Here is a 23,197-nt window from a genome sequence, read left to right on the forward strand (position 1 = left end):
GGGGTGCTTGAACGGCGGGACCGGCTACGCCTTCCTGCATACCGCTCTGGATGACCACTCACGCCTGGCCTGCACCGAGAACCTGCCCGACGAGAGGGCCCCAGCTGCGCGGCCTTCTTACGACGGGCGGCCGCCTGGTTCGCCGCACGCGGCGTGACCGACGAGCGGGTACTGACCGACAACGCCTGGGCCTACAGCAGGAACACCTGGCGGCAGACCTGCCGTGACCGGGACATCAGCTTCCAGTGAAAGATCACATGCCGAGCCATGGATCGGCTCTGTGATCAGTTCGGGGCGTGGTCGATTTGCAGCGCCTGTGCTCGTACGCTGCCGAGAATCTCGTCGGACAGTTGGGGGCGGACCTCACACACCGCACGGGCGAGCATCATCGAGCCGATCAGCTCGCTCAGCAAACGGATCGCGCGTGCCCGAGCGTCCTGTTGGGAAAGGCCCATCCGGATGAGTTCGGCGGTGAAGCCGACCAGGTAGCCTTCCACTCCTTCCGCATAGGCGTCCTGGACGCTCTCACCGTCGCGGTCCGCGTCTGCGATCAGGGACGACGAGGGGCAGCCGCCGTCGGGGTGGTCGCGGTGGTCGGTGGACAGGTAGACCGCCACGGCCCGTTCCAGTGGTGTCCCCTCTGGCGTCGCGCCCGCCTCGATCATTCCGTCGAGCGCGCCGAGGGACTGCTCGAAGGCGGCGCGGCACACTTCCACCGCGAGCGCGTCCTTCGACGGGAAGTGGTTGTAGAAACCGCCGTGCGTGAGGCCGGCTTCCTTCATCAGATCCGCGATGCCCACGCCGTCGATGCCGTGCAGGCGGAACAGGCGTGCGGCGGCGGCGACGATGTTGCGGCGGTTGCGGGCCTTCTCCTCCTGGGTGATCCGGGGCACGGGCGACTCCTGACCCGGCGGCCTGGTGCCCGGCGCCCGAGTGGACTTCTTTCCCGTGCCCGGGACCTGGGCGGAGTGGGCCACGGTGCCGGCGAGTCTGGCCGTGCCCGTGCCCGAGGGCGTCTCGGACGCCACCGCGGCACTCATGCTGTGCAATCCGCTGACCGCCTCGCTCCTGCTGCGAGCCATCGCAGAAGCGGGCGGTGGACCGGTGGTGCAGACGGCAGCCAGGTCGTCGGTCGGGACCCTGGTCTCCGCGCTGGCCGACGGCGTCCCGCTGGTGAATCTGGTGCGCAACGAGCCCGGTGACGGCGCGATCTCCACATCGGATGATGACTGGCGTGACCAGGTGCGCGATCAGATCGGCGGTGGTGCACGGGTCGTCCTCGACGCGGTCGGCCGGATCGCTCACCGCCGACCTGGCCGAGCTGCTCATGGACGGTGGAACCCTGATCACCTACGGGTTCCTCGGCTCCGGCAGCACCCCCGTCGAGGCCCTCAACCTTGTCGACCGCGGCCTCACGGTCCGCGGCGTCACCATACGACACTGGCTCCTGCGCACGCCTGAAGAACGCCGCGCCGACGTCGAAAGAGCCGTCCGGATCGCCGTCGACCACCCCGAGCTGCTGACCGTCGCGGCGACCTACGATCTCGCGGAGCACGCCGAGGCCGTCGCCCACGTGGGCCGGCCCGGTAAGCGTGGAACGGTGCTGCTCACCCACCACGAAGGACAGTCATGAGGATCGGCACGCTGGGCGCCGGGCAGATCGCGACCGCGGTCGCTCGCCATGCGCTCAGGCACGGCCACGACATCGTGCTCAGCGACAGCCGCGGGCCGGAGACGCCGGCCGAACTCGCCTCGGACCTCGGGGTGAAGGCGGGCGCGCGCGAGGAGGCCGCGGCGGGGGACTGGTGCTGCTGGCCGTGCCATGGCAGGAGATCCCTGACGCCGTACGGGGCCTGGGACCGTTCGACGGCCGCATCGTCATGAACGCCACGAACCAGTTCGAGGCGACCGGACCGAAACCGCGCATCGCGGACCAAGCGGCCGCGCCGGGAACAGCAGGTCCGGTCACACTGTTGCATCGACCGAGGGACCGGCGTCGCACGGGTGGGAACAAGGTCATCCGCCCCGACAGGATCCGGGCCCCGGGATCGCGGAACGCCCGCCGCGCACTCGGACCAAGACGTATTTCTGCAGGAGAACTGTTTCATGACTGACCGGCCCTTGACGCTCATGGCAGTGCATGCTCACCCCGACGACGAGGCCACCGGAACCGGAGGGGTCCTCGCGCGGTACGCGGCGGAAGGCATCCGCACGGTTCTCGTGACGTGTACCGACGGCGGTTGCGGTGACGGAAAGGGGGGTGTCAAGCCAGGCGATCCCGGACACGATCCGGCGGCCGTCGCCTTGATGCGCCGTCAAGAACTTGAAGTGAGCTGTGACGTCCTGAAGGTCAGTGATCTGGAGATGCTGGACTATGCCGACTCCGGGATGACGGGCTGGCCGAGCAACGACGCCCCCGGATCCTTCTGGCAGACCCCCGTGCAGGAAGGCGCCGCCCGACTCGCGGAACTCATGCGGCACTACCGACCCGATGTGGTCGTCACCTATGACGAGAACGGCTTCTACGGCCACCCCGACCACATCCAGGCCCACCGCATCACGATGGCGGCACTGGAGATGACCGCGCTGGCACCGAAGGTGTACTGGACGACGATGCCCCGCTCGATGATGCAGCGCTTCGGGGAGATCATGCGTGAGTTCCATGAGGACATGCCGGAGCCGGATCCCGCCGAGGCCGCCGCGATGGCCGAGATCGGCCTCCCCGACGATGAGATCACCACGTGGGTGGACACCACCGCGTTCAGCGGTCAGAAGTTCGACGCGCTGGCCGCGCACGCCAGTCAGGGCGAGAACATCTTCTTTCTCAAGATGGGCAAGGAGAGGTTCGGCGAGTTGATGGGCATGGAGACCTTCGTACGTGTCCAGGATGCCACCGGCGCGGCCGTACCCGAGACCGATCTCTTCGCCGGACTGCGCTGACCCGTCCGTCCGGGCCGTACAGTGCGATCGAGCGCGTCACACACCCGGAGGCTTATCCACGCGGGTTCCACTCCGGCAGCCCGCGACTACCTGGCAACCGTACAGGTGGGAGACCCGCGGGCTGCCGACTCGGAAAGTGCGCGACAGCCCAGGTCACAAGCCAGCGGTCCGCTCCGATCAAGACGGACCGCGGAGGAAACGACACGAAGCTGAGACTCCGATGCCCGACACGCTGTGAGGCTGCGGAAGAAGCTGCAGGTCACGAAGGCGGTCTCCGGCACCAGCCGCGAGCCACTACAGCTGTGTGGAGTTTCGCGGCTCCGTACCGAGCGTCCGATGCATCGGATCTTGGGATCCTGGGCCCTGGAAGCTCTCGAGTTCGACGACGATATGGCCGGGCCACTCATGAGATGACCCCGGAGGAGAGCGACGCACGAGCGGCTGGGGCTCCCACCGCAGCAGGTCCTGGCTGCGGTAGTGGCCCCAGTGGACGTGCTCGCGAATTCCGCGTCCTGGCGGAATGGCAATGCACCGCAGCCGCTCAGCGTCCCTGCCCTAGCGGGAAGGCGAAGACGGGCTGCGGAAAGGTGCATCTGCAGTGGGACACACCGCGGCGGTTGGACAGTGAGGCGTCCGGCTGGACCAGCTACGAGGGCGACCGGCTGGGCTCCGCTCCAGCGAGGCCAAGACCTTCTGGTGTGGGCGCCGGGGCCTGATCGAGATGTTCGCAATTATTCGTGTGTGGGCTGTTCCGCGTTCGCGCCTGGCCCGGTGTGCGGTGTTGAAGGGGCCAGTTGTGCGGAGTCGCACAACTGGGAGACGAGGCCGCGTGCGTAGTCCTCGTTGGTTTCCGGGATCGAGAACACAACCCGGAAATACAGGGGTGCGACCACGTGGTCGAGCACCTTCTCCAGCGGGGGTGCCTCCTCGCCTCGGTCGGCGGCGGCTTGCAAGGCGGCCTGGAATCGAGTGCTGACCCGCTTGAGGCACTCGCGCAACCCGGCTCGGCGCTCATCGACGTCGGGTGCCACTTCGGCGCGGAAGAACGCCACGCCTCCGGGTCGGGACAGGTCGTCGAGGGTCCACGCGGCGACCTGTTCGAGGTCTTTGCGGAGATCGCCGAGCAGTTCCGGGGTTCCATTGTCTTGGCGTTGGGCGGCGACGTCCGCCAGGAGGCCGGAGGTTGTTCCCCAGCGGCGGTAGACGGAGCTGGGGTTGACGCCGGCGCGGCGTGCTACGGCGGGGATGGTGACCTTCTCGGGTCCGATCTCCTGTACCAGGTCCACGGTGGCCTGGTGGATGGCGGCGCGCACGCGGGCGCTGCGGCCGCCGGGGCGGGTGTCTTTGCTCTTGGCGGGCATGCGCCCCAGTCTAAAGCATCGAGTTGCGCTTTAGTGGTCGGTGTGCCTAGACTCCGCTTAAAGCGGCGATCACCGCTTTAAGTAACGACTGAGGAGAACCCCCATGAGCTCGTACGAGACCCAGCACCAGCTCGGCAAGAAGTTCCACGCCTATCTCACCGCCCGCGACTGGGACGGCATCCGCACCCTGCTCACCGACGACGCCACCTGGTCACTCCCCGGCGACAACACCATCTCCGGCACCGCCGAAGGCGCCGAAGCAGTCGTGGAACGGGCGAAGAAGATCGCCTCCTACGGCCTCAACTTCGAACTGCTGCACATCCTGGTCAGCTCCAAGAACATGGCTCTGTCCCTGCACAACACCGCCCACCGGGACGACGCCCAGCTCGACGAGTACCTCTCCACCGTCTGCCGCCTCCGCGACGGCAAGATCGCGAACATCGAGACCTACCTGTCCGACGTCACCGGCATGAACGCCTTCTTCGTCTGAACGGTGCCACCGAGAGGGGTGCGTTGGCCTCGCCGCCCAGAGCGATCCCTAAGCGCTGCGTGGACGTCGCCGGCGGTTCACTCGTCCTCGATGGACGCAGGGCGCCGGTCCAGCAGCGCCAGGGCGTCGCCGGTGCTGTTGGTGGCCCACATGCCGGCGCGCGGATGTGCATGGCGAGCGCCGCCTTGCAAGCCGCCGCCGACCGAGGCGAGCAGGCACCCCCGCTGGAGAAGGCGCTCGACCACGTGGTCGAACCCCACGGGCTGACGGGCACGATCGTCCTCGCTCGGCCCGGTTGCCCTGTGGCACGCGTGAAGGTCTCGACCGGGACGCCGTCCCGCGTCAGTGAGGGTGTCAGCCATGGTTCCGCGCCTCGCCGCGCCCACGACCGGCAGGGGCGAGCTGTGCGGAGTCGCACAACAGGGAGACGAGGCCGCGTGCGTGGCAGATGACTCAGGTGGTCAGACCGGCGATGGTCAGCCAGATGTGTTCGCATGTCGCCGACGCCTCTTGGAGCTTCTCGCGGGATTCCTGTGAGGCGTGGTAGAAAGTCCGCTCGATCATCCAGCACAGGGCGCGTGCCATCGCTGAGGCTTGGTCCGGTTCGGCGCCGGCCTGGATGCCGGCGCGTTCCAGGACGGCGGTGATGGCCGCGATGAACAGGTCAGCCGTGTGGCTCCACAGCTCGCCGATCTCCGGCAAGGTCAATGACAGGTCGATGGCCGTGCGCATGACCAGGCCGTGCTCGTTCCACAGCTCGACCGTGCGCCGCATGGCTGCCGCGATGGCCTGGCGTGGCTCGTCGGCCTGCGCGGTGGCCCGGGACCGTTCCCACAGGTGCTCGACGGTCCGGGCCACGAGCGCCGTGACCACTTCTTGCTTGGAGCCGAAGTAGAAGTACAGGGCGCCGCGTGTGATGCCGGCGCCCTGGGCGATGTCGCCGACGGTCATGGCGTCGTAGCCCTTTTGCGCCAGCAGGGCCTCACAGGTGTCCAGAATGGCCCGCTCCCGGACATCCCCCTTGCGCTCGGGGGTGCGACGGCTCCGCGCTGGGTGGTGGCCGGGCATCAGAGCTGAGCACCCTCGGCGAAGTCGGTCGTGCGGGAGAGCGTCTCCCACGCGCGGATGTCCTCGTCCACGGCCGTGCGCGCGGCGGTGACCAGTCGCAGCGCGTCCGAGCCCAGGACGAGGTGGGCCGGCGGCTGCTCGACCGAGGTGATGTGCACGACCGCTTCCCCGGCCTTGGCCGGGTTGCCCAGCTGGTTCCCGCTGGCCTTCTGCCGCGCTTCGCGAATGGGGGTGAACAGCTCGTCGTAGTCGTCCACGGTCCGCGCGGCGCGTGTCATGGACCGTCCGGCCCAGTCGGTGCGGAAGGAGCCGGGCTCGATCGCCGTCACATGGATTCCGAACTGCGCGACTTCCTTGCCCAGCGCCTCCAGGATGCCTTCCAGGGCGAACTTGCTGCCGCAGTAGGCGGACATGCCGGGCACGGCCATGAGCCCGCCCATGGACGTGACGGCCATCAGGTGTCCGCTGCGGCGCCGGCGCATGTAGGGCAGCGCCGCCTGCAGGGTGGCCACTGCCCCGAACACGTTGACCTCGAACTGCCGTCGCACCTCGGCCAGCGGGGTTTCCTCGAAGGTTCCCTCCAGGCCGTAGCCGGCGTTGGCGACGACGACGTCCAGAGGGCCGACGCTCCGCTCGACCTGCGCGACCACGTCGGAGACGGCGTCACCGTCCGTCACGTCCAGGATACGGCCGTGAGCGTGCCCGGGCCTGAGCTCTTCGAAGGCCCGCAGGTCCTTCTCGGAACGGACGGTGCCGACGACGGTGTGCCCGGCGGCCAAGGCGGCTTGGGCGAAAGCGCGCCCCAGGCCCGTGCTGACGCCGGTGATGAGCCAATTCCGCTTCTCCATCGTTCCTCCATAGAGGTCTCGCGAGGAGCCGGGACGCTCCTCTCAGTAAAAGTCTACACGGTGTCGAGTTTTATCTTCATCGTGTCGATTCTGCGCAGGCGTGCGGGGCGGGGCGGGGCTGCCGGATCCTGGAGCTCACCGGATCCGATCAGGTCCTGCGGGTCTTCGACACCGTCGCCGACGGCGGCTTGGAGCGCGGCGAAGTCGGCGTGCGCGGCCTCGACGGCTTCGGGGTACACCTCGCGCTTGGCGTGCTCGGCGAGCGCCCGGTAGATGCTGGCCACGGAGGGGTTCTGTCCCTTGCGCTCGCCGGTGGGGATGATCAGGTCGGGCTGGATCTGCTCGACGGACTCCCCGTTCGCTCTCCGCCGCAGCACGGTGTGCGGCATGTCGTCGGTGATAACGGGTGACCGGCCGCCGTGCTTGCCTTTGCGGGCCGCGGTGTCGAGCCCCTCCAGCGTGGACTCGCGGATGTTCTCCCCCTCGGTCTCCGCCATCGCGGCGAAGAACGCGAACAGCGGCTTGCCCGGGCCGGTGGTGGGGTCGTAGATGCCGGGCAGGGGCCCGGCGAGTATCTCCAGGATGAGGCCGTGAGCGGTGAGGTGGTCGGCGAGAGCGGTGAGTTCGGCGGCGTCGCGGCCGAGGCGCACCGGGTCAGAGACTGCACGCCAGCGCGCTCGTAGCATCCACCAGCGCCTCCGGCCGTTGGGTAAGCATCTGCATCAAGGCTACCCAGCGGGTGGGCTGAGGAAATGACCCTGTCCTTGAGAACGATCAGTCCCGTTCGGCTTCGCGGGAGGCTGGCTGCCTGGTCCTGCGGGAGCTTCGACGGGTGATGCGCCTGGTCATGAGGGTGATCGCGGCCCAGGTGATCAGCGACTCGGATTCTCTGAACCAACTTGCTGGGGGCTGTTCCGACCGGTCTCGGCTGGTGGTGACGATCCGCCCGGTGACCCGGCTCAGGTCGGGCATGCCGAGGGCGACGGTGGTCCGCTGGTCGATCTGGGCGAGTTTGGCTTCGGCGCCAGCATGGCTGACCTGGAGTCCTTCACAGCCGTTCCGCCGATGCCGGAGACACCTATCCGCGGCCCGCTGGTACAGCCGCTGCGCGCCCGCCGTGTTGCCCGCCTGCTCACGTCGCCGGGCCAGCTCCGTCAGGGCCCTGGTGTCTCCGGCGTCCGCGGCCCGCTGGTGGAGGTCGTGCGCCAACTGTCCGCAGCCCAGGCCGACGACCTCTACGAACTCGTCTCCGAATGGCAGGGACACTCCCTGATCACCACCAGCAACCGGGCACCCAGCGACTGGTATCCCCTCTTCCCCACCCCCGTCGTCGCCGAGTCCTCCTCGACCGGCTGATCAACGCCAGCCACCAGGTCATTCATCATGAATGGCCCCAGCTACCGGCCCAACAAACGACCGAAGGGGACCACGGACCCCACCAAACTCCCGACCAAGTAACCGGCCCACCCCCAGGGGGCTGGGGAGTTACGTGACCGTCGACAGCAGCGGTTGGAGTTACTTCGTGGTGAACCAGGACATACGGTCGGCGGCCTGGCTTCGCATGGGTTCGGGCAGCTCCAGCGGCTTGAAGGAGACAGGCCAGTCGGCCGGCCGGTAGCCCGCGTTCAGGTCGACGTGATGCAGTTCGAGCTCGACGAGCTTGCGTAGGACAACCTGGCTCGCCGGGAACGGCTCAAGGTGCAGGATGGTGACACTGGTCGTCCACGCGTCATCTGGTGTTGCGTCGACGGCGGCCCGGAATGCCGCCGCCGTCCGTTCGATGTCGGCTACTTGGTTGGCGACCGGCCGGCTCGCACCGTTCTCGATGGACGTGTCGCGGGCTTCTTGACTCGCGTAGGCGGGGATGTCGGTCCCGGTGCGGACTGCCTCCAACAGGTTTCGGTGAGCCTCAGCGGCGCGGGCAATGTGGGTGAGGACGTGGCCGCGGGACCAGCCGGGCAGCAACGACGGTTCGCTGACCTGTTTGTCGGTCAGGCCGCAGGCTGTCGCAATCAGCTTGGCCGTCGCCTCGTCGATTTGGGTGAGTAGGTCCTTCAGCCAGGATTCCATGTCGCAAAAGTACCAAGGTATGTCTCACACGGAGTACCGGCTGAGCGAGCACTGCGGGTGCGACGCGGAGCACGAGGATGTCGCTGCCGAGCCCGCGGCGCGCGAGGACGCGCAAGCCGACTACCGCCTCGGGTAGGCGCGCGATCTGGAGTGGATCGGGTCCGGCCTGGCCGACGTCGGTCTGGTCGTCGGCGCCGCAGTGGGCAAGAGGGACCCCAGCGAGGCCCTGACCGAACTCCAGCTGCTGACCGACGACCCCCGGGTCCTGCCGCTCGCGGTCCGCGTCATCGATGTCACCTTCACCCTGCACGAGGCCCGGGACCGGGCCGCCGGGCCGACCGCGACCGGCGCGGCGACCTGGCCCGGGCCGCGCACAACGCCTTCGTCGCTGCGGCCGGCCCGCGTCCGGCAAGCCGCAGCCCGGCGGCTTCCGCCTCGGGCCCACGCCCGGCCTGGCGAAGCTGGAGGGCGTCCAGCCCATGCTGTGGGCGGTCGACCTGATGGAGCAGGGCCTCAACTCGGCCCGCCACATGGGCTCGCTCGCACCGTCGACCTGCTCAACGAACGTCCGTCGTGGCGGGTTGGGGCGTCGCAGATGAACCGGCGGACGGTGAGCCGAACCAGCACCGGCCTGCCGGCGACGGGACGGTCGTCCAGCTGACGACCGTAACGGCTGTGGACCCGGCGGGATGCGACACCGCAGTCCAGCACACGCTCTCGACGAGCGTGTGCTGGACAGCTGGATCAGTGTCCCGTCCGCGAGCGTCTCCACACATCCACTCGTACACCGGTAGTCCCGGGAAGGAACACGCCCTCGGCCGTAAGCAGACATCCCCCGTTACCAGGGCATTTCTGTCTGCGCAGCCGCTTGGCCTTGGCATTGAGCTTTTTCCAACCTCAGGTTGAGGCGTGGCGAAGGGCGGGGATGGTCTTCACGATGGCGGTGACTCGGTTGGTGCTACAGCGGAGTTTCCGCGGGAGGCGCCAGCCCTTCAGGGCGGCCATGGCTTGCTCGCCGAGGCAACGGATTCCGGCGTGGGTGCTGTTGTGCCGACGTTGCCGCAGCTTGAGACGCCGGCCGCGGACGGGCGCCCGGGTGGTGCCGTCGGCGCCTTGATATGCCCTTGTCCGCCCAGCACTTTACCTTCGCGTCGCGGGGGGCGTAGTCACCGGCAGTACCCATGTCGTGGCGAGCGCCCGGAATGGTGGGTGAGGCCGCCAGCAGCCGACCTGCCGCGGCGGCGATGACCTGCCACGCCGAGCCGGGCTCGTCGGACATGGTGGCGGCGCCGACACGGCTGAGAGCTACCGCGGAGCTGCGCACCGACCGGTGACCGGTCGGTGCGGACCCGGTCTACCGGTTCGCGGCTTCGCGAGAGGCGATCCGGTTCGTGCGACCGACCGCGCGGCCCACGGCGTTGCGCACCGCGAGGCCCGGCCGGGTGCGGGGCACCATGAGCCTGGAGAGCAGGCCGACGCGTCGCTGCCGCGGGCCTACCTCACGGCGGAGCCGCGACTCGTAGGCGGCGAAGGCGCGGGCGTGATCACCGGGATGGGCGGCGAGCTCTTCTGCGAGGGCGTACGCGCCCGCCATCGCCATGCTGGACCCGTCGCCCAGCAGGGCTGTCGCCGCCGCCGCGTCCCCGAGCAGTACGACCCGTCCGCGGGACCACGAGGGCATCCGGACGGTGGTCAGGGGGTCGAAGAACGGAGCCGGGTGGTTGAGGAACGCCGCCACGAGTTCCGGTGCCCGCCACCGCACGTCGGCGTAGGCGTCGGCCACGGTCTGCTTGTGAAGGGCGATGTTCTTGCGGTCGTGGGGCGCTAGCTGTGCGGCCCGGAAGGTGAAGATCGCGAGCGGAGTGGTCCGCGAGGGGTGGAGGACCAGCATCCGATTAGGCGCGGTCAGCATCGTCATCTCGGTCGGGTCCTCGATGGCGTCGGGTTCCAACGGGACGGTCGCGCCGTACAGGCCCAGGTCGCTCGCGAACTGCCGCTCGGGTCCGAATACCAGGCGCCGTACGGTGGAGTGCATCCCGTCGGCACCGACTATCAAGTCGAAGCGCCGTGGCGCGGACCGCCGGAAGGTGACGTCCACCCCGCCTTCGTCCTGGTCGAGAGCGGTGACCGTGTCGTCGAACAAGAACTCGGCCTCGGTCTGCGCCGACCGGTGGAGCACCTCGGACAGGTCGGCTCGGGTCACCTCGACCGTCGGAGCCTTGTCCGAGGTGAGGGGGAGTTGCAGGATCCGCCTGCCGCCGGGGTCGAGCAGGGTCAGTGACCGATTGCGGGTGGCGAGCCCGCGGAGCTGCGGAAGGATGCCCATGCGGTCAGCGACCGGGATCGCGGGCCCCTTCACGACGATCGCGCTACCACCGGAGCGCAACTGCCGGGCGTGTTCGACGACCGTCGGCCGGTAGCCATTCCGGGAGAGCCAGTATGCGAGTGCGGGCCCTGCGATTCCGGCACCGACTATCAGCACCTCGGGCTTCTTCATGACGATGACCTCTCGGAGTGTCGATGACCAGGTCCCCGGCGAGTGCCGGGCCGGGTCTCAGGGCGCGGCGGCACCGGGCAGCGCAATCGGGTCAAGGTACGATCAATTTCGTACCTCAGTGGAGCACATCCTTGAGGTACGATTCAAGTCGTACCTGAAGGGAGTGCCGCGTGGCCGGGATGAACCTGGTCGGCCCCGAGGCCGATGCGCTCGATCTGGGTGCGGTATTTCGCGCCCTCGCCGACGAGCACCGTCGTTCGGTGATGACGGAGTTGGCCGCCGACCGCAGCGACAGCGAGCGGGGCTGCAACTCGTTCAACCTTCCGATCTCGAAGCAGACCCAGACCCACCACTTCCGGGTCCTGCGCGAGGCAGGTCTCATTGACGAGATCGACTACGGCAACCGCAAGGGCATCCGACTACGACGCGCGGACATCGAGAAGAGATTCCCCGGGCTGCTCACGCTCCTGAGCGCAGAGTCCCCGGGCGGTACCGCTCCTCGCTGAACACAGCTGAGCACACCGGAAGGAGTCCGAGTCGGCCCTGAGCCGCGAGCTCGGCCGGAGCCAGCTCGCGCCCGGCTCGCAGGTAGCGGCGGTGGGGCGGCTGAGCTTGCCGTTCGAGACGTTGACGCTGCCGGGGCGGCCGGATCTGATGCTGTCGGTCCTGACGCCGGATCCGGGCAGCGAGTCGGCGCAGCGGGTGCGGCTGTTGTCCGACTGGGCCGATACGCATCCGTCGCCGGCGGCGTCGGCGGGGATGGGCTGAGCGCCTGCCCTGTGCCCCGAGCTGTAGTGCCTGCCCGGGGCAGGTCAGGAGTGGGCGGGGTCTTCGTGGTGGGTTTGTTCGTGGTCGGTGGCGGTCCAGGAGGCGAGCAGACGCAGGGCGTCGTACGCGGGTGTGCCGGACTCGGCGCTGTAGGCGGTCAGGGTGAGGCCGGGGTGTGCGGGCAGTTCCATGGCGTCGAAGTCGAGGGTGATCTTGCCGATGGCCGGGTGGCGGAAGGGCTTGCGGCCGGTGTGGTGCAGGCGCACGTTGTGCTTGGCCCAGGCGGCGCGGAACTCGTCGCTGTGGGTGACGAGTTCGCCGATCAGCCCGGTCAGCTCGAGGTCGCCCGGGGCCCGGCCGGCTTCGGTGCGCAGGAGGGCGACGGTGGTGTTGACGGAGGCGTTCCAGTCGGGGAAGAAGTCGCGGCTGGTGGGGTCGAGGAACTGGAAGCGTGCGATGTTGACCGGGCGGGTTGAGCCGGTGAACAAGGGGGCGTAGAGGGCGCGCCCGAGCGGGTTGACGGCCAGGATGTCGAGGCGTCCGTTGCGGATGAAGGCCGGAGCATCGGTCATGGAGTCCAGGACGCGTGTGAGGCTGGCCGAGACGGGGGTTTTCTGCTTGCGGGCGGCGTGGCGTGGTGGGCGATGGCGCTGGGCGGCGGCCAGATCGTGCAGGTGGGCGCGTTCGGCCTCGTCGAGCTGCAGGGCCCGGCAGACGGCGTCGAGGACTTCTTCGGAGGCGCCGGCGAGCCGGCCGCGTTCCAGGCGGGCGTAGTAGTCGATGCTGACGCCGGCCAGCAGGGCGACCTCTTCACGGCGCAGTCCGGGCACCCGGCGGTCGCCGCCCCCGAAGGCGGGCAGGCCGGCCTGCTGTGGAGTGATCTTGGCGCGGCGGGTGGCGAGGAACTCGCGGATCTCGTGGGCGGTGTCCATATTTGCCAGGCTAAGCGCGGTGGAGCAGAGCTGGGGGGTTCTGTCAGTACCTGTAACAGCAGTGCCTTCCGCAGGGTTGTGAGCTGCGGTTTCGTCGATGGTGGCAGCGGATGCGGTCCGAGCCCGCAGGCGGTGGGAACCCGTCTGCGGATGCCCCCAGCCCGGCAGTGCCGACGGTGAGACCGGCAGAGCCGACGGTGAGACCGGCAGGGCCGACGGTGAGAAGTGCCGCATCCGCGTGTTCGAACCATCGCAGGGAGTCACCTTATGGCGAAGCAGTCCGCACCCCAGGAACTGGCCGGCATCGCGCCGAAGCTGGTCGAGATCACCAACGAGGTGCTGTTCGCAGACGTGTGGGAGCGGCCCGGACTGTCGCCGCGGGACCGCAGCCTGGTCACGGTGAGCGTGCTGGCCGCCCTGTACCGCAGCGAGCAGCTGCCGTACCACCTGGGTGTGGCCCTGGACAACGGGCTGACCGTGGAGGAGCTGTCCGAGGCGATCACGCACCTGGCCTTCTACGCCGGGTGGCCCAACGGCATGACCGCGATCACCCTGCTGAAGAAGATCGCCGACGAGCGAGCCGCCTGACCAGGCCCGTCCCGTCCCTCCCCGCGCCCGTTTCGAGGATCAAGGAAAGCCGTCGTGGAACACATCACCTCCACCCCCACCGCCAAGGCGCCCGTCGAACGGTTCACCGGCGACGTCTACCTCAACCAGATCGAGGCGCCCACCGACCCGGCCCGCCTGGCCGCCGCTCTGGTGCGTTTCACCCCCGGTGCCCGCACCAACTGGCACTCCCACGCCAAGGGACAGACCCTCTACATCACCGACGGCGTCGGCCTGGTCGGCACCCGCGACGGCAACGTCGTGCGGGTCACCGCGGGTGAGACGGTCAAGTGCCCGGCCGGTGAGGAGCACTGGCACGGCGCCACCGACACCACCCTCATGGCCCACATCGCCATCCTCGTCGGCGACGAGAACAGCGACGGCACCACCTGGCTGGAGCCGGTCACCGGCGAGCAGTACGCCAAGGCGCTTGCCGCCGTCGCCCGCTGACGGCCCTCGCCCCGGTACTTTCCGGACGCCCCGGCGGGCGTACCGGACCCTTTGAGGACCAGAAAGGCCCGTTCATCATGCGTGGAGCCGTCCTTTACGCTCCCGGAGACGTCCGCTTCGAGGAGCGAACCGACCCGACCATTCAGAACCCGACTGACGCCGTCATCCGTACCGTCGCCACCTGTGTGTGCGGCTCGGACCTGTGGGACTACCGCGGCATCAACCCGGTCGGGCAGCCCACCCCTTTCGGTCACGAGTACGTCGGCATCGTCGAGGAAGTCGGCGCGGACGTGAAGACCATCCAGCCCGGGCAGTTCGTCATCGGCTCGTTCTTCGCCTCGGACAACACCTGCCCGAACTGCGAGAACGGCTACCAGACCAACTGCCTGCACCGCGAGTTCGTCGGCGCCGAGGGCTGCCAGGCCGAGAAGATCCGCATCCCGCTCGCCGACGGCACGCTCGTGGCCACCCCCGAGGTACCCGACGCAACGTACGTACCCAGCCTGCTGGCCTGCTCCGATGTCATGGGCACCGGCTGGTACGCGGCCAAGGCCGCCGAAGTCGGCCCCGGTGACACCGTCGCCGTGGTCGGTGACGGCGCGGTCGGCCTGTGCGCGGTGATCGCCGCCAAGGAACTCGGTGCCACACGGATCATCGCCATGTCCCGGCACGAGTCCCGCCAGAAGCTGGCGCGCGAGTTCGGCGCCACGGACATCGTCGCCGAGCGCGGCGATGAGGGCGTGGCACGGATCAAGGAGATGACCGGCGGGATCGGTGCCGACCGCGTGCTGGAGTGCGTGGGCAACGAACAGTCCATGCAGCAGGCCCTGCAGTCCACCCGGCCCGGCGGCAACGTCGGCTTCGTCGGTGTGCCCCACTGCGTCTCCCTGGACGGCACCGAGCTGTTCTACAGTCACGTCGGCCTGCGCGGCGGCCCCGCCCCCGTACGCGAGTACCTGCCCGACCTGATCGACCGGGTGCTGTCCGGTCGGATCAACCCGGGCAAGGTCTTCGACCTGGAGCTTCCCCTCTCGGAGGTGGCCGAGGGCTACCAGGCCATGGACGAGCGCCGCGCCATCAAGGCACTCCTCAAGCCCTGACGCGCCACGGCTGCCCGACGTCGCGCTCGACGATCCGGGCAGCCGGGGAAGTAGAGGGTGCTGATCTCTGCCGCCGACACGAGAGGACTTTTCCGCTCATGAACCCCCAGTACGACTTCACGGGCCAGGTCGCCCTGGTCACCGGTGCTGCTTCCGGCATGGGCCTGGCCACCGCCCGTGCCTTCGCTCGGGCCGGCGCGGCCGTCGTCCTGGCCGACCTCGACCACAGTGCCGCCGACCTGGCGGCCAAGGACCTCACCGACGCCGGCCACCAGGCCCTCGGTGTCGGGTGCGACGTCGCCGACGAGGACCAGGCCGCGGCCATGGTCGACCGTGCGGTGGCCGCCTTCGGGAGCCTGGACATGGCATTCAACAACGCCGGGATCCAGGTCCCTCCCTCGGACGCTGCCGACGAGGAAGCCGAGCAGTTCGACCGCGTCAATGCGGTCAATCTCCGCGGCGTCTGGACGTGCCAGAAGCATGAGCTGCGGCAGATGCGCAGCCAGGGCTCCGGCGCGATCGTCAACTGCTCCTCCCTCGGCGGCCTGGTCGGCCTGCCCGAGCGCGCCGCCTACCACGCCTCCAAGCACGGCGTGATCGGCCTGACCCGGAGTGCCGCCGTGGAGTACGCCCCCAGGGGCGTGCGCATCAACGCGGTGTGCCCCGGCACGATCGACACCCCGATGGTCGCCGGCATGCTCGAGGGCCAGGCCGAGGCCATGGCCGAGATCATGAAGCAGCAGCCCATCGGCCGCCTCGGCACCGCCGAGGAGATCGCCGCCGCCGTGCTGTGGCTGTGCAGCCCCGCCGCCAGCTTCGTCATCGGCGTCGCCCTGCCCGTCGACGGCGGCTTCACCGCCCACTGACCCGGCCTCTTACCTGCTACTCAAGGAGATCCCGAGATGCATACGCGCACCCTGGGCCAGGGCCTGAACGTCTCCGCCATCGGGCTGGGCGCGATGGGCATGTCCCAGTCCTACGGTCCCAACCCGGGCAACCGACAGGACATGATCGCCGTCCTGCGCGGCGCTGCGGAGCGGGGCGTCACGTTCTTCGACACCGCCGAGGTCTACGGCCCCTACGTCAACGAGGAACTGGTGGGCGAGGCCCTGGCGCCGGTACGCGACCAGGTGGTGATCGCCACCAAGTTCGGCTGGCGGATCGAGGACGGGCAGATGACCGGTCTGGACAGCAGCCCGGACCAGATCCGGCGCGTGGCGGATGCCTCTCTGCGCCGCCTGCGCACCGAGACCATCGACCTCTTCTACCAGCACCGCGTCGACCCCCAGGTGCCGATCGAAGAGGTCGCGGGCGCCGTCGGTGACCTCATCACGGCCGGGAAAGTACGGCACTTCGGCCTGTCCGAAGCCTCCGCTGCCACCATCCGCCGCGCCCACGCCGTTCACCCGGTGACCGCCGTGCAGAGCGAATACTCGTTGTGGACCCGCGACCCCGAGCCCGAGATCCTGCCCGCGCTGGCCGAACTCGGCATCGGATTCGTCCCCTTCAGCCCACTGGGCAAGGGCTTCCTCACCGGTACGGTCGACGCGACGACCACGTTCACGGACGGGGACGTCCGCCGCACGATCCCGCGGTTCAGCGATGACAACCGTGCCGCGAACCAGGCGCTGGTCGACCACGTGGCCACCCTCGCCCGGAGCAAGGACGCCACCCCCGGGCAAGTGGCGCTGGCCTGGCTTCTGGCCCAGCACACGTGGATCGTCCCCATCCCCGGAACGCGCCGCATCCAACGGGTGGAGGAGAACGCGGCCGCGACCGAGGCCGCGCTGTCCGCCGACGAGGTAGCCGAGCTGAATGCTCTGGCCGCGGGCACCGGTGTGCACGGAGACCGCTACAACGAACACCACATGAGCCTGGTCAACGGCTGACACAGCACCCAAGAGCCCCGGGCAGCCGCTGAAGACGGCCGCCCGGCGCCTTCGCGCGCTGCCCCCAAGGGCGCCGCTCGCGGGACGGGGGGTTGTGCCAGTACCTGGAACAGCGGTGCCTTCCCCGCGCACATGACCAGGGGTTGCCTGGATACCTACGGGGCCTCAGCGCCCCGGTCCCGCACCTCGGCCCAACGCTCCGCCCGTGGCCGGACCCGTGCGCCGATGGCGCCCGAGAGTGTCCACCGCCTTCGTCTGCCTCCTGGAGTCCTGCACCATGACATCGCCTGCCTCCTTGACCCCCCGCGAAGACACCGCCTCCGGGCGGCGCGGGCGCCCGGGCGCCGCACTGGGTGCGGCCCTGCTGGGATTCTTCGTGATCACCCTGGACGCCCTGGTCGTCAACGTCGCACTGCCGGCGATCCGCAGCGATCTGGGCGGCGGCATCAGCGGCCTGCAGTGGGTCCTCGACGGCTACACCCTGATGTTCGCAGCCCTGCTGCTGTCGGCCGGGGCCCTGTCGGACCGTATCGGCGCGCGCCGCGCATTCGGACTTGGCCTCGCGGTGTTCGTGGCGGCCTCCGCCGCCTGCGGACTCGCCCCCAGCCTGCCGGTGCTCATCGCCGCCCGGCTGGTGCAGGGGGCCGGCGCGGCGGCCATGATGCCCACCAGCCTGGCCCTGATCCGCGAGGCATACACCGACCCGGCCAAACGGGCCCGCGCGGTCGCCCTGTGGGCGGTGGGCGGCGCCGTCGCCTCGGCAGCCGGACCGGTCGCCGGCGGCGCAGCCAGCCTGATGAGCTGGCGGATGATCTTCTTCATCAACCTTCCCGTCGGACTGATCGCCCTGCTGCTCCTGGCCCGCACCGCCCGCTCCGCGCACCGGCCGGCTCCATTCGACGTGACCGGTCAGGTCACCGCCGTGATCGCGATGGGCACACTGACCTTCGCCGCGATCGAGGCCGGAGAACGCGGTTTCACCACACCCCTGGTCTGGGGCGCGGCGCTGCTGATGCCGGCCGCCGCTGCGGTCTTCGTCCGGGCCCAGGCCCGCGGCGCACATCCGATGGTGCCGCTGAGCCTGCTGCGCCGACGCACCGTGGTCATCTCCTGCGCCGCCGGGTTCGCGTTCATGGCCGGCTTCTACGGCATGGTGTTCCTCTTCAGCCTCTACCTCCAGCAGGAGCGCGGGCTGTCCGCGCTGGCCACCGGCGTGGCGTTCGTCCCGATGACGGTGCTGTCCGCGTTCATCAACCCCGTCTCCGCCCGCGCGGCCGAACGCTTCGGTGCGCGCGTGCCCATCGCGTGCGGCCTGTTCCTGATGACGGCGGGCCTGCTCACCCTGGCCGCGGTGCCGGCCGCGACGCCGACGTGGGCACTGGCGCTGCTGATGCTGCCGGTGGGCCTGGGCGGTCCGCTGGCCATGCCGCCGACCACCGCCCTGCTGGTCAACAGCGTGCCCACCGCTCTGACCGGAACCGCCAGCGGCGTGTTCAACACCTCCCGGCAGCTCGGCGGTGCACTGGCCGTCGCCGTCTTCGGCGCGCTCATCGCCGGCCAGGCCCATGTCCTGACCGGCGTGCGCATCAGCCTGCTGCTGGCCGCCGCCGTCGTCGCCGCCTCCGCCGTGGCCGCCTGCTTCCTGCGCCCCACCGCTGCGCGCCACCCGGACGGCCACGCATCCCTTCCCGGCCCCGGCACCGGCCAGGCGGAAGGATCCCACCCGCACCCCCACTTCACCGTGAAGGAGCCGAGCTGATGACCACCTGGAACCCGGCCACACTGGAGCGCATCGCAGCCGCCGACGAACTGCGCATCGCCCCCACCCGCAGCGACGGCTCCCTGCGCACGCCGACCACCATCTGGGTCGTACGCGAGGGCGACGAGCTGTACGTCCGCTCCTGGCGGGGCAACCGCGGCGCCTGGTGGAACACCGCCCAGGCCGGCCGCACCGGGCACATCACCGCCGACGGTGCCGAGGCCGACGTCACCTTCACCCCCGTCACCGACCCCGCCCTCAACGAGCGCGTGGATGCCGCCTACCGGGCCAAGTACGGCCGCTACACCGGCTACGTCGAACCCATGACCGCCGAGCAGGCCCGCGCCACCACCCTGCGCCTGACCCCGCGGACCTGACCCCGACCAGTCACTCGCGCCGCACAGCAACAGGAGACTCCTCTCATGACCGCCTTCGCTCTCGTCGGAGCCGGCCCCGGACTGGGCGCTGCCGTCGCCCGCCGCTTCGGCCACGAAGGCTTCGACATCGCCCTCATCTCCCGCAGTGCCGGACACCTCGACGCGCTGGCCGCCGACCTGAAGAACGACGGAATCAACGCGGGCGGCCTCGCCCCAGACGTACGCGGGTCTTTGCTTCGCGGGCCGCGAACGCGGCCGGCGTGAGACCGGTGTGGTTACGGAAGAAGCGGCCGAAGTTCGCGGGATCGGTGAAGCCGAGGTGGGCGGCCACGACCCGGGCGTCCCACCGGGCATTTCCCAGCAGGCGCCGGGCTTCGAGGAGGCGCCGCTCGTCGATGAGCTCACGTACCCCCTTGCCGGTGGCGTCCCGGGCGGCGCGGCTGAGGGTGCGGACCGAGCAGCCGAGCAGCTCGGCGTAATCCGCGGCCCGGTGCAGTTCGCGGAAGTGCAGCTCCAGGGCGTCCATGAACCGCCTATAGGTGTCACCACGGCCCGTGCCGACCGTCGTGCCGGTGAGGGCGGTGCCGGGGGCGTTGGTGAGGCGCAGCAGCAGCGATTCGAGCAGGCTGCGGCGCAGTGCGTGGTGGATATCGAGGGGGCGGCGCCCGAGGGCTCGGTGTTCGTCCAGGAGTTGGAGTGCCGTCTGCTGGAGCCAGGTGGCGTCGTCGGGGTGCGGGCTGAGCACGGCAGGGGCCTCGTGCGCGGTGAGCGGGGCCAGGAGGCGTGCGGTGCCGGGCGTGAGCACGTCGGGCTCGAACAGGACGAACGGGCCGCGGGCGGTGCCGGGCGGATGCCAGCACTGCGTATGCCCGGGGCGCACCCACAGCCACTGGCCGGGGACGACGGTCCGCGTGACGTGGTCGACGTCGTGCCGCAGTACGCCCTCGGTGACCAGAATGAGGTAGTGGAAGGTGGCCCGGCCCGGACGGGGCGGGTTCCACGGCCAGTCGTCGTGCTCGGCGAAGAAGCCCTCGACGGTGGTCACCTCCAGCCCGTAGGGAGTGCCGACCGGGGGCTGAAAACCGTACAAGGGGACCGCGGCCGGTTCGGCTTGCCCGTCCGGAACGGGGTGTCGCTTGTCGACCATCACGTGTCCGCAGCCTACCGCCGGTTTTCGACTGTTTCCGGGCAAGGATGGACTGTGCCGCCGCGACTGGGCGGCGCGCTCCCGGCGCCCTTCGGCGTCGCAGCCGTCACCACCTGAAGGAAGACAACGCCCATGAACGGACTGACCCTGCACAAGACCGCCGCCGACTGCGCGGAAGAGCTTCCCGGAGCCAATCTGGAGCATCCCTTCGGCGACGACTGGGAGGTCTTCAAGGTGCGCGGCAAGGTGTTCATGCTGATGACCGAGGTGCCCGGGCGTCCCGTCGTGATCCTCAAGGCGGAACCCGGCGAGGCCCTCGCCCTGCGGAACCAGAACAGCCACATCACCCCCGGCTACCACATGAACAAGAAGCACTGGATCACGCTGGAGGGCGGGGACGGCATCGACAAGTCGCTCGTCAGGGAACTCGTCACAGAGTCCTACCGGCTCGTCGTCGCCCACCTGCCCAAGGCCGAGCAGCCCGTCGACCCGCACACCTACGGCAGCAAAACGCGGGCGTCCCGGTGAGCGCGGCAGGCGACCGGCTCCAGGACACCGCCCGCCGGACGGCCCTGGCCCTGCCCGACGTCAGCCACGGACACCCCTTCACCCCCCAACTCGACGTGTACAAGGTCGCGGGCAAGGTGTTCCTCATCGTCACCGACGACCCGGACGAGCAGATCATCACGGTCAAGTGCGAACCCGAACACGCCCACGCACACGTACACGGCTATGCCTCGATCACCCCGGGCCGCTATCTCGACAAACGGCACTGGATCTCGCTCGGCCCGGGGCCCGGCATCACCAAACGACTGGTCACCGACGCGGTCGAGAATTCCTACGACCTGGTCGTCCGAGCGGCTGCCGCGGCGCGACCGCCCCGTGCCCGATGAGCCCCACGAGCTTCCCCGCCAGCGGCTGAGCCCTCGCTCGCCAGTATCCCGTACTGCTCCGCCATCCTGTGGGGGCCGCCCGGCGTCCCCACGACGCGGACAGTTGACATCCCATGAAGCTGGGGGTTGAGGAACATCCACGTCAGACCGTGCGCTAAGCCGGCACCGGTACTGGCTCGGTAGTCCCAGCACAGACACCAGGGAGCAAGTAACCCGCAGGTAGCTCCCGAAGGCTCAACCTCTGCGGTGGGCGGCGGGGTCGCGTTCGGCGACGTGTCGGGCGACTGCGTCGTCGACGCCGGGGCGGGCGTAGCGTTCCAGGGAGCGGACGGAGGCGTGGCGGGAGCGGGCCAGCAGCATCGGGGTGGATGTGCCGCCCTCGGCGTCGGGTGTCAGGACACCAGCTGCCGCGGAACAGGCCGGTCCGCCGGGATCAGGACAGTTCCGCGGTCTGATCGCTGAAGTCGGCGGTGTTCCAGCGTTCCGGGCGCATGGTGACGACGACGTTGGCGCTCTGATGCGGGGTGGCCTTGACGTACGCGATCGCGGCTTCCTCCGGCAGGTAGTGCCGCGCCCTCGCCAGCCGTTCCTCTTCGGTGACCGGTCGGATGCCGATGACCGGACCCTCGGTGGTCACGTACCGGATGGTGGCCGGGTCCTGCACGCACAGCGCGAACCGGCCGGCGGCCTCGATCAGCTTCGTCTTGCGAGCGTTCGGCGAGGTTTCCACGGTGACCTCGCCGCCGGGGGTGTAGAGGTGCCAGATCGGGGTGGTGAGCGGCGCGCGGCCGGGTTCGGCGGCCACGCTCAGCACACCGATGATGGGTTCGGCGAGCAGGGCCTCGCGCTCGGCGGGCGGGATCTTGCTGACCATGACGGCTCCTTAAGTCCAATATCTTTGCTTTAAGGCGACGCGGCCGGCGACCGTTTAATGAGCGTTCAATCCAGCGGCATTACCGGCGAGACCCCTCAGCCTTCTGCGGCTGCGTGCGTGCGGCGAGCTCCGTTCAGTACCGAGTCGAGCAGGCCGGGGAACAACGCGTCCAAGTCGTCACGGCGAAGCCGCACCAGCCGGGATCGGCCCTTGACGGTTGTCCAGGTGACTCCCGCCTCGCGCAGCACCCGGTAGTGGTGGGACAGCGTCGTCTGGTGAACGTCCAGGTCGCCGCCGATGGCGTTGCAGCTCTCCTCGCCGGTCGCGGCGAGTCGTTGGATGATCTCCAGTCGCACCGGATCGGCCAGCGCACGCAGTACCTCCACCATCCGGATCGCCTCGGTCGCCGGCTGGGACACCTCGCGCATACCTTCCCTCCGTCCGTGCCAGGACCGGAGCTTATCCATTCATTGATTCATGGGCAAGTATCCATGTGTTGCTTACGGTGCCGACCACCTGCCTTCGCGGCACTCGGGAAAGGCGGAACAATCCTTGTTGAAGCGACTCCTTCCCTCTGGCCCTGGCGACGTTCGCCGTCGGCACCGACGGCTCAACTACTGGCGGCTTCTGGGCTTACCTCGGAATCGGCGCGAATCGCATGTGATGCGAACTGGCGCCATCTTGCGCCGCGTTGTCCGGGCAACATGGGGAAGCCGCTGATCAGCAGAGACCGTCTGCGGCTGCTCGGTGCTCTTCTGGCCAAGACGAGCCCAGCGCTTTGGTATCCAGCGCTTCCACGGCAATGACCAGCTGACCAGCGCACCGTCATCGCGGTCAACTTCACCCGCTCCGCGCCGCGTTGCGGCGTATTGACACTGGCCGCAGCAGCTGGAACTCTCCATGAGATCCATCTGTGACATCGTTGTCTCCATGGAAACCGAGGCGCTGATGTTCGTTAACGTTGTCAGCGCCCTAGGTGCGCCTGCGGGGACCTCATGCCGACACCGCCCTTCCTCCGACGACGCACCGCCCGGCGGAGCGCTGCGCGAACGGCATCGGGGGGCCCTGGATGTGACGGCCCAGGGCCACGGCGCCTTCAAGGTCTCCAACCGCTGATGACACCGAGAC

General features: G+C 69.3%; 30 protein-coding genes and 3 pseudogenes. 20 read left to right on the top strand and 13 right to left on the bottom strand.

The annotated features are described in order from the left end of the window. Positions 1-16 precede the first annotated feature (16 nt). Positions 17-240 (top strand): annotated as a pseudogene (locus tag ACZ6TD_RS46370) (DDE-type integrase/transposase/recombinase); the annotation flags it as partial. 44 nt (positions 241-284) lie between these two features. On the opposite strand, the gene ACZ6TD_RS46375 reads toward ACZ6TD_RS46370, so the two are convergent. Further along, positions 285-893, bottom strand: coding sequence for a TetR/AcrR family transcriptional regulator (locus ACZ6TD_RS46375; RefSeq protein ID WP_471348070.1), 609 nt, complete (start codon positions 891-893; stop codon positions 285-287). A gap of 341 nt (positions 894-1,234) precedes the next feature. Between ACZ6TD_RS46375 and ACZ6TD_RS46380 the strand changes: the two genes are divergently transcribed. The 3 genes from ACZ6TD_RS46380 (at position 1,235) to ACZ6TD_RS46390 (ending at position 2,940) form a co-directional block, all read left to right on the top strand. Then, positions 1,235-1,633, top strand: coding sequence for a hypothetical protein (locus ACZ6TD_RS46380; RefSeq protein ID WP_471348072.1), 399 nt, complete (start codon positions 1,235-1,237; stop codon positions 1,631-1,633). Then, a complete protein-coding gene (locus ACZ6TD_RS46385) occupies positions 1,630-1,884 on the top strand; it encodes an NAD(P)-binding domain-containing protein (RefSeq protein WP_471348074.1) in 255 nt (84 codons plus the stop codon). The genes ACZ6TD_RS46380 and ACZ6TD_RS46385 overlap by 4 nt, the downstream gene beginning before the upstream one ends. 222 nt (positions 1,885-2,106) lie before the next feature. Next, positions 2,107-2,940, top strand: coding sequence for a PIG-L family deacetylase (locus tag ACZ6TD_RS46390; protein WP_471348076.1), 834 nt, complete (start codon positions 2,107-2,109; stop codon positions 2,938-2,940). 731 nt (positions 2,941-3,671) lie between these two features. Here the strand turns inward: ACZ6TD_RS46390 and ACZ6TD_RS46395 are convergent. After that, positions 3,672-4,301: a TetR/AcrR family transcriptional regulator gene (locus ACZ6TD_RS46395; RefSeq protein ID WP_471348078.1), complete on the bottom strand. Its 630-nt coding sequence runs from the start codon at positions 4,299-4,301 to the stop codon at positions 3,672-3,674. A 103-nt stretch (positions 4,302-4,404) separates the two neighbouring features. On the opposite strand from ACZ6TD_RS46395, the gene ACZ6TD_RS46400 reads away from it, so the two are divergent. After that, positions 4,405-4,791: a nuclear transport factor 2 family protein gene (locus ACZ6TD_RS46400; protein ID WP_471348080.1), complete on the top strand. Its 387-nt coding sequence runs from the start codon at positions 4,405-4,407 to the stop codon at positions 4,789-4,791. A 77-nt stretch (positions 4,792-4,868) separates the two neighbouring features. On the opposite strand, the gene ACZ6TD_RS46405 is transcribed toward ACZ6TD_RS46400, so the two are convergent. From ACZ6TD_RS46405 to ACZ6TD_RS46420, 4 genes are all read right to left on the bottom strand, one after another. After that, positions 4,869-5,051: a hypothetical protein gene (locus tag ACZ6TD_RS46405; RefSeq protein ID WP_471348082.1), complete on the bottom strand. Its 183-nt coding sequence runs from the start codon at positions 5,049-5,051 to the stop codon at positions 4,869-4,871. 193 nt (positions 5,052-5,244) lie between these two features. Then, entirely contained in the window at positions 5,245-5,859 is a 615-nt protein-coding gene (locus tag ACZ6TD_RS46410; RefSeq protein WP_471348084.1) for a TetR/AcrR family transcriptional regulator, read from the bottom strand. Then, positions 5,859-6,707, bottom strand: coding sequence for an oxidoreductase (locus ACZ6TD_RS46415; protein ID WP_471348086.1), 849 nt, complete (start codon positions 6,705-6,707; stop codon positions 5,859-5,861). Before ACZ6TD_RS46415 ends, ACZ6TD_RS46410 begins: the two co-directional genes overlap by 1 nt. 53 nt (positions 6,708-6,760) lie before the next feature. Then, complete coding sequence (locus ACZ6TD_RS46420) at positions 6,761-7,357, bottom strand: recombinase family protein (protein WP_471348088.1); 597 nt, start codon at positions 7,355-7,357, stop codon at positions 6,761-6,763. Positions 7,358-7,907: 550 nt separating this feature from the next. Here ACZ6TD_RS46420 and ACZ6TD_RS46425 point away from each other — a divergent pair. Continuing rightward, positions 7,908-8,165 (top strand): annotated as a pseudogene (locus ACZ6TD_RS46425) (ATP-binding protein); the annotation flags it as partial. Between the two features lie 57 nt (positions 8,166-8,222). Here ACZ6TD_RS46425 and ACZ6TD_RS46430 read toward each other — a convergent pair. Beyond that, positions 8,223-8,777 carry a maleylpyruvate isomerase N-terminal domain-containing protein gene (locus ACZ6TD_RS46430; protein ID WP_471348090.1) on the bottom strand — a complete coding sequence of 185 codons (555 nt, stop codon included), beginning with the start codon at positions 8,775-8,777 and terminating at the stop codon, positions 8,223-8,225. A gap of 401 nt (positions 8,778-9,178) precedes the next feature. On the opposite strand from ACZ6TD_RS46430, the pseudogene ACZ6TD_RS46435 reads away from it, so the two are divergent. Beyond that, positions 9,179-9,376: pseudogene (locus ACZ6TD_RS46435) on the top strand (hypothetical protein); the annotation flags it as partial. On the opposite strand, the gene ACZ6TD_RS46440 reads toward ACZ6TD_RS46435, so the two are convergent. After that, the gene (locus ACZ6TD_RS46440) at positions 9,291-9,488 is read right to left on the bottom strand and encodes a transposase family protein (RefSeq protein WP_471348092.1); all 198 of its coding nucleotides are present in this window, start codon (positions 9,486-9,488) and stop codon (positions 9,291-9,293) included. The pseudogene ACZ6TD_RS46435 and the gene ACZ6TD_RS46440 overlap by 86 nt on opposite strands. A 643-nt stretch (positions 9,489-10,131) precedes the next feature. Then, positions 10,132-11,274, bottom strand: coding sequence for an FAD-dependent monooxygenase (locus ACZ6TD_RS46445; protein ID WP_471348094.1), 1,143 nt, complete (start codon positions 11,272-11,274; stop codon positions 10,132-10,134). Positions 11,275-11,444: 170 nt separating this feature from the next. On the opposite strand from ACZ6TD_RS46445, the gene ACZ6TD_RS46450 reads away from it, so the two are divergent. After that, a complete protein-coding gene (locus tag ACZ6TD_RS46450) occupies positions 11,445-11,780 on the top strand; it encodes an ArsR/SmtB family transcription factor (protein ID WP_471348096.1) in 336 nt (111 codons plus the stop codon). Between the two features lie 106 nt (positions 11,781-11,886). Then, a complete protein-coding gene (locus ACZ6TD_RS46455) occupies positions 11,887-12,042 on the top strand; it encodes a hypothetical protein (RefSeq protein ID WP_471348098.1) in 156 nt (51 codons plus the stop codon). 44 nt (positions 12,043-12,086) lie between these two features. On the opposite strand, the gene ACZ6TD_RS46460 is transcribed toward ACZ6TD_RS46455, so the two are convergent. Further along, a complete protein-coding gene (locus ACZ6TD_RS46460) occupies positions 12,087-12,974 on the bottom strand; it encodes a helix-turn-helix transcriptional regulator (RefSeq protein ID WP_471348100.1) in 888 nt (295 codons plus the stop codon). A 267-nt stretch (positions 12,975-13,241) separates the two neighbouring features. Here ACZ6TD_RS46460 and ACZ6TD_RS46465 point away from each other — a divergent pair, with 267 nt between their 5' ends. The 8 genes from ACZ6TD_RS46465 to ACZ6TD_RS46500 all read left to right on the top strand — a co-directional run bounded on the left by ACZ6TD_RS46465 (position 13,242) and on the right by ACZ6TD_RS46500 (position 19,419). Further along, positions 13,242-13,562 carry a carboxymuconolactone decarboxylase family protein gene (locus ACZ6TD_RS46465; protein ID WP_471348102.1) on the top strand — a complete coding sequence of 107 codons (321 nt, stop codon included), beginning with the start codon at positions 13,242-13,244 and terminating at the stop codon, positions 13,560-13,562. A 54-nt stretch (positions 13,563-13,616) separates the two neighbouring features. Further along, positions 13,617-14,030, top strand: a complete 414-nt coding sequence (locus ACZ6TD_RS46470; RefSeq protein ID WP_471348104.1) for a (R)-mandelonitrile lyase — start codon at positions 13,617-13,619, stop codon at positions 14,028-14,030. Positions 14,031-14,107: 77 nt separating this feature from the next. Further along, positions 14,108-15,130, top strand: a complete 1,023-nt coding sequence (locus tag ACZ6TD_RS46475) for a zinc-dependent alcohol dehydrogenase family protein (protein WP_471348106.1) — start codon at positions 14,108-14,110, stop codon at positions 15,128-15,130. 98 nt (positions 15,131-15,228) lie between these two features. After that, a complete protein-coding gene (locus tag ACZ6TD_RS46480) occupies positions 15,229-15,996 on the top strand; it encodes a glucose 1-dehydrogenase (RefSeq protein ID WP_471348108.1) in 768 nt (255 codons plus the stop codon). Between the two features lie 36 nt (positions 15,997-16,032). Beyond that, positions 16,033-17,019 (top strand): aldo/keto reductase, encoded by a 987-nt coding sequence (locus tag ACZ6TD_RS46485; protein WP_471348110.1) that lies wholly within the window; start codon positions 16,033-16,035, stop codon positions 17,017-17,019. A 277-nt stretch (positions 17,020-17,296) separates the two neighbouring features. Then, positions 17,297-18,778, top strand: coding sequence for an MFS transporter (locus ACZ6TD_RS46490; RefSeq protein ID WP_471348112.1), 1,482 nt, complete (start codon positions 17,297-17,299; stop codon positions 18,776-18,778). Then, positions 18,778-19,155, top strand: coding sequence for a DUF2255 family protein (locus tag ACZ6TD_RS46495; protein ID WP_471348114.1), 378 nt, complete (start codon positions 18,778-18,780; stop codon positions 19,153-19,155). Before ACZ6TD_RS46490 ends, ACZ6TD_RS46495 begins: the two co-directional genes overlap by 1 nt. A gap of 45 nt (positions 19,156-19,200) precedes the next feature. After that, positions 19,201-19,419 carry an SDR family NAD(P)-dependent oxidoreductase gene (locus ACZ6TD_RS46500; RefSeq protein ID WP_471348116.1) on the top strand — a complete coding sequence of 73 codons (219 nt, stop codon included), beginning with the start codon at positions 19,201-19,203 and terminating at the stop codon, positions 19,417-19,419. Here the strand turns inward: ACZ6TD_RS46500 and ACZ6TD_RS46505 are convergent. Further along, positions 19,349-20,305 carry a helix-turn-helix domain-containing protein gene (locus ACZ6TD_RS46505; RefSeq protein WP_471348117.1) on the bottom strand — a complete coding sequence of 319 codons (957 nt, stop codon included), beginning with the start codon at positions 20,303-20,305 and terminating at the stop codon, positions 19,349-19,351. The two genes, ACZ6TD_RS46500 and ACZ6TD_RS46505, sit on opposite strands and share 71 nt — an antisense overlap. A gap of 129 nt (positions 20,306-20,434) precedes the next feature. On the opposite strand from ACZ6TD_RS46505, the gene ACZ6TD_RS46510 reads away from it, so the two are divergent. Further along, on the top strand, positions 20,435-20,830 hold the full coding sequence (locus ACZ6TD_RS46510) for an MmcQ/YjbR family DNA-binding protein (RefSeq protein ID WP_471348120.1): 396 nt from the start codon (positions 20,435-20,437) through the stop codon (positions 20,828-20,830). Beyond that, the gene (locus tag ACZ6TD_RS46515; RefSeq protein ID WP_471348122.1) at positions 20,827-21,195 is read left to right on the top strand and encodes an MmcQ/YjbR family DNA-binding protein; all 369 of its coding nucleotides are present in this window, start codon (positions 20,827-20,829) and stop codon (positions 21,193-21,195) included. Before ACZ6TD_RS46510 ends, ACZ6TD_RS46515 begins: the two co-directional genes overlap by 4 nt. A 433-nt stretch (positions 21,196-21,628) precedes the next feature. Here the strand turns inward: ACZ6TD_RS46515 and ACZ6TD_RS46520 are convergent, their stop codons facing one another. Together ACZ6TD_RS46520 and ACZ6TD_RS46525 are read right to left on the bottom strand one after the other, a co-directional pair. Further along, positions 21,629-22,069, bottom strand: a complete 441-nt coding sequence (locus ACZ6TD_RS46520; protein WP_471348124.1) for a pyridoxamine 5'-phosphate oxidase family protein — start codon at positions 22,067-22,069, stop codon at positions 21,629-21,631. A 95-nt stretch (positions 22,070-22,164) separates the two neighbouring features. Beyond that, complete coding sequence (locus tag ACZ6TD_RS46525; RefSeq protein WP_471348126.1) at positions 22,165-22,497, bottom strand: ArsR/SmtB family transcription factor; 333 nt, start codon at positions 22,495-22,497, stop codon at positions 22,165-22,167. 502 nt (positions 22,498-22,999) lie between these two features. On the opposite strand from ACZ6TD_RS46525, the gene ACZ6TD_RS46530 reads away from it, so the two are divergent. Next, positions 23,000-23,185: a hypothetical protein gene (locus ACZ6TD_RS46530; protein ID WP_471348129.1), complete on the top strand. Its 186-nt coding sequence runs from the start codon at positions 23,000-23,002 to the stop codon at positions 23,183-23,185. The last annotated feature ends 12 nt before the right edge of the window (positions 23,186-23,197 follow it).

This window comes from Streptomyces yongxingensis (genome assembly GCF_055597465.1).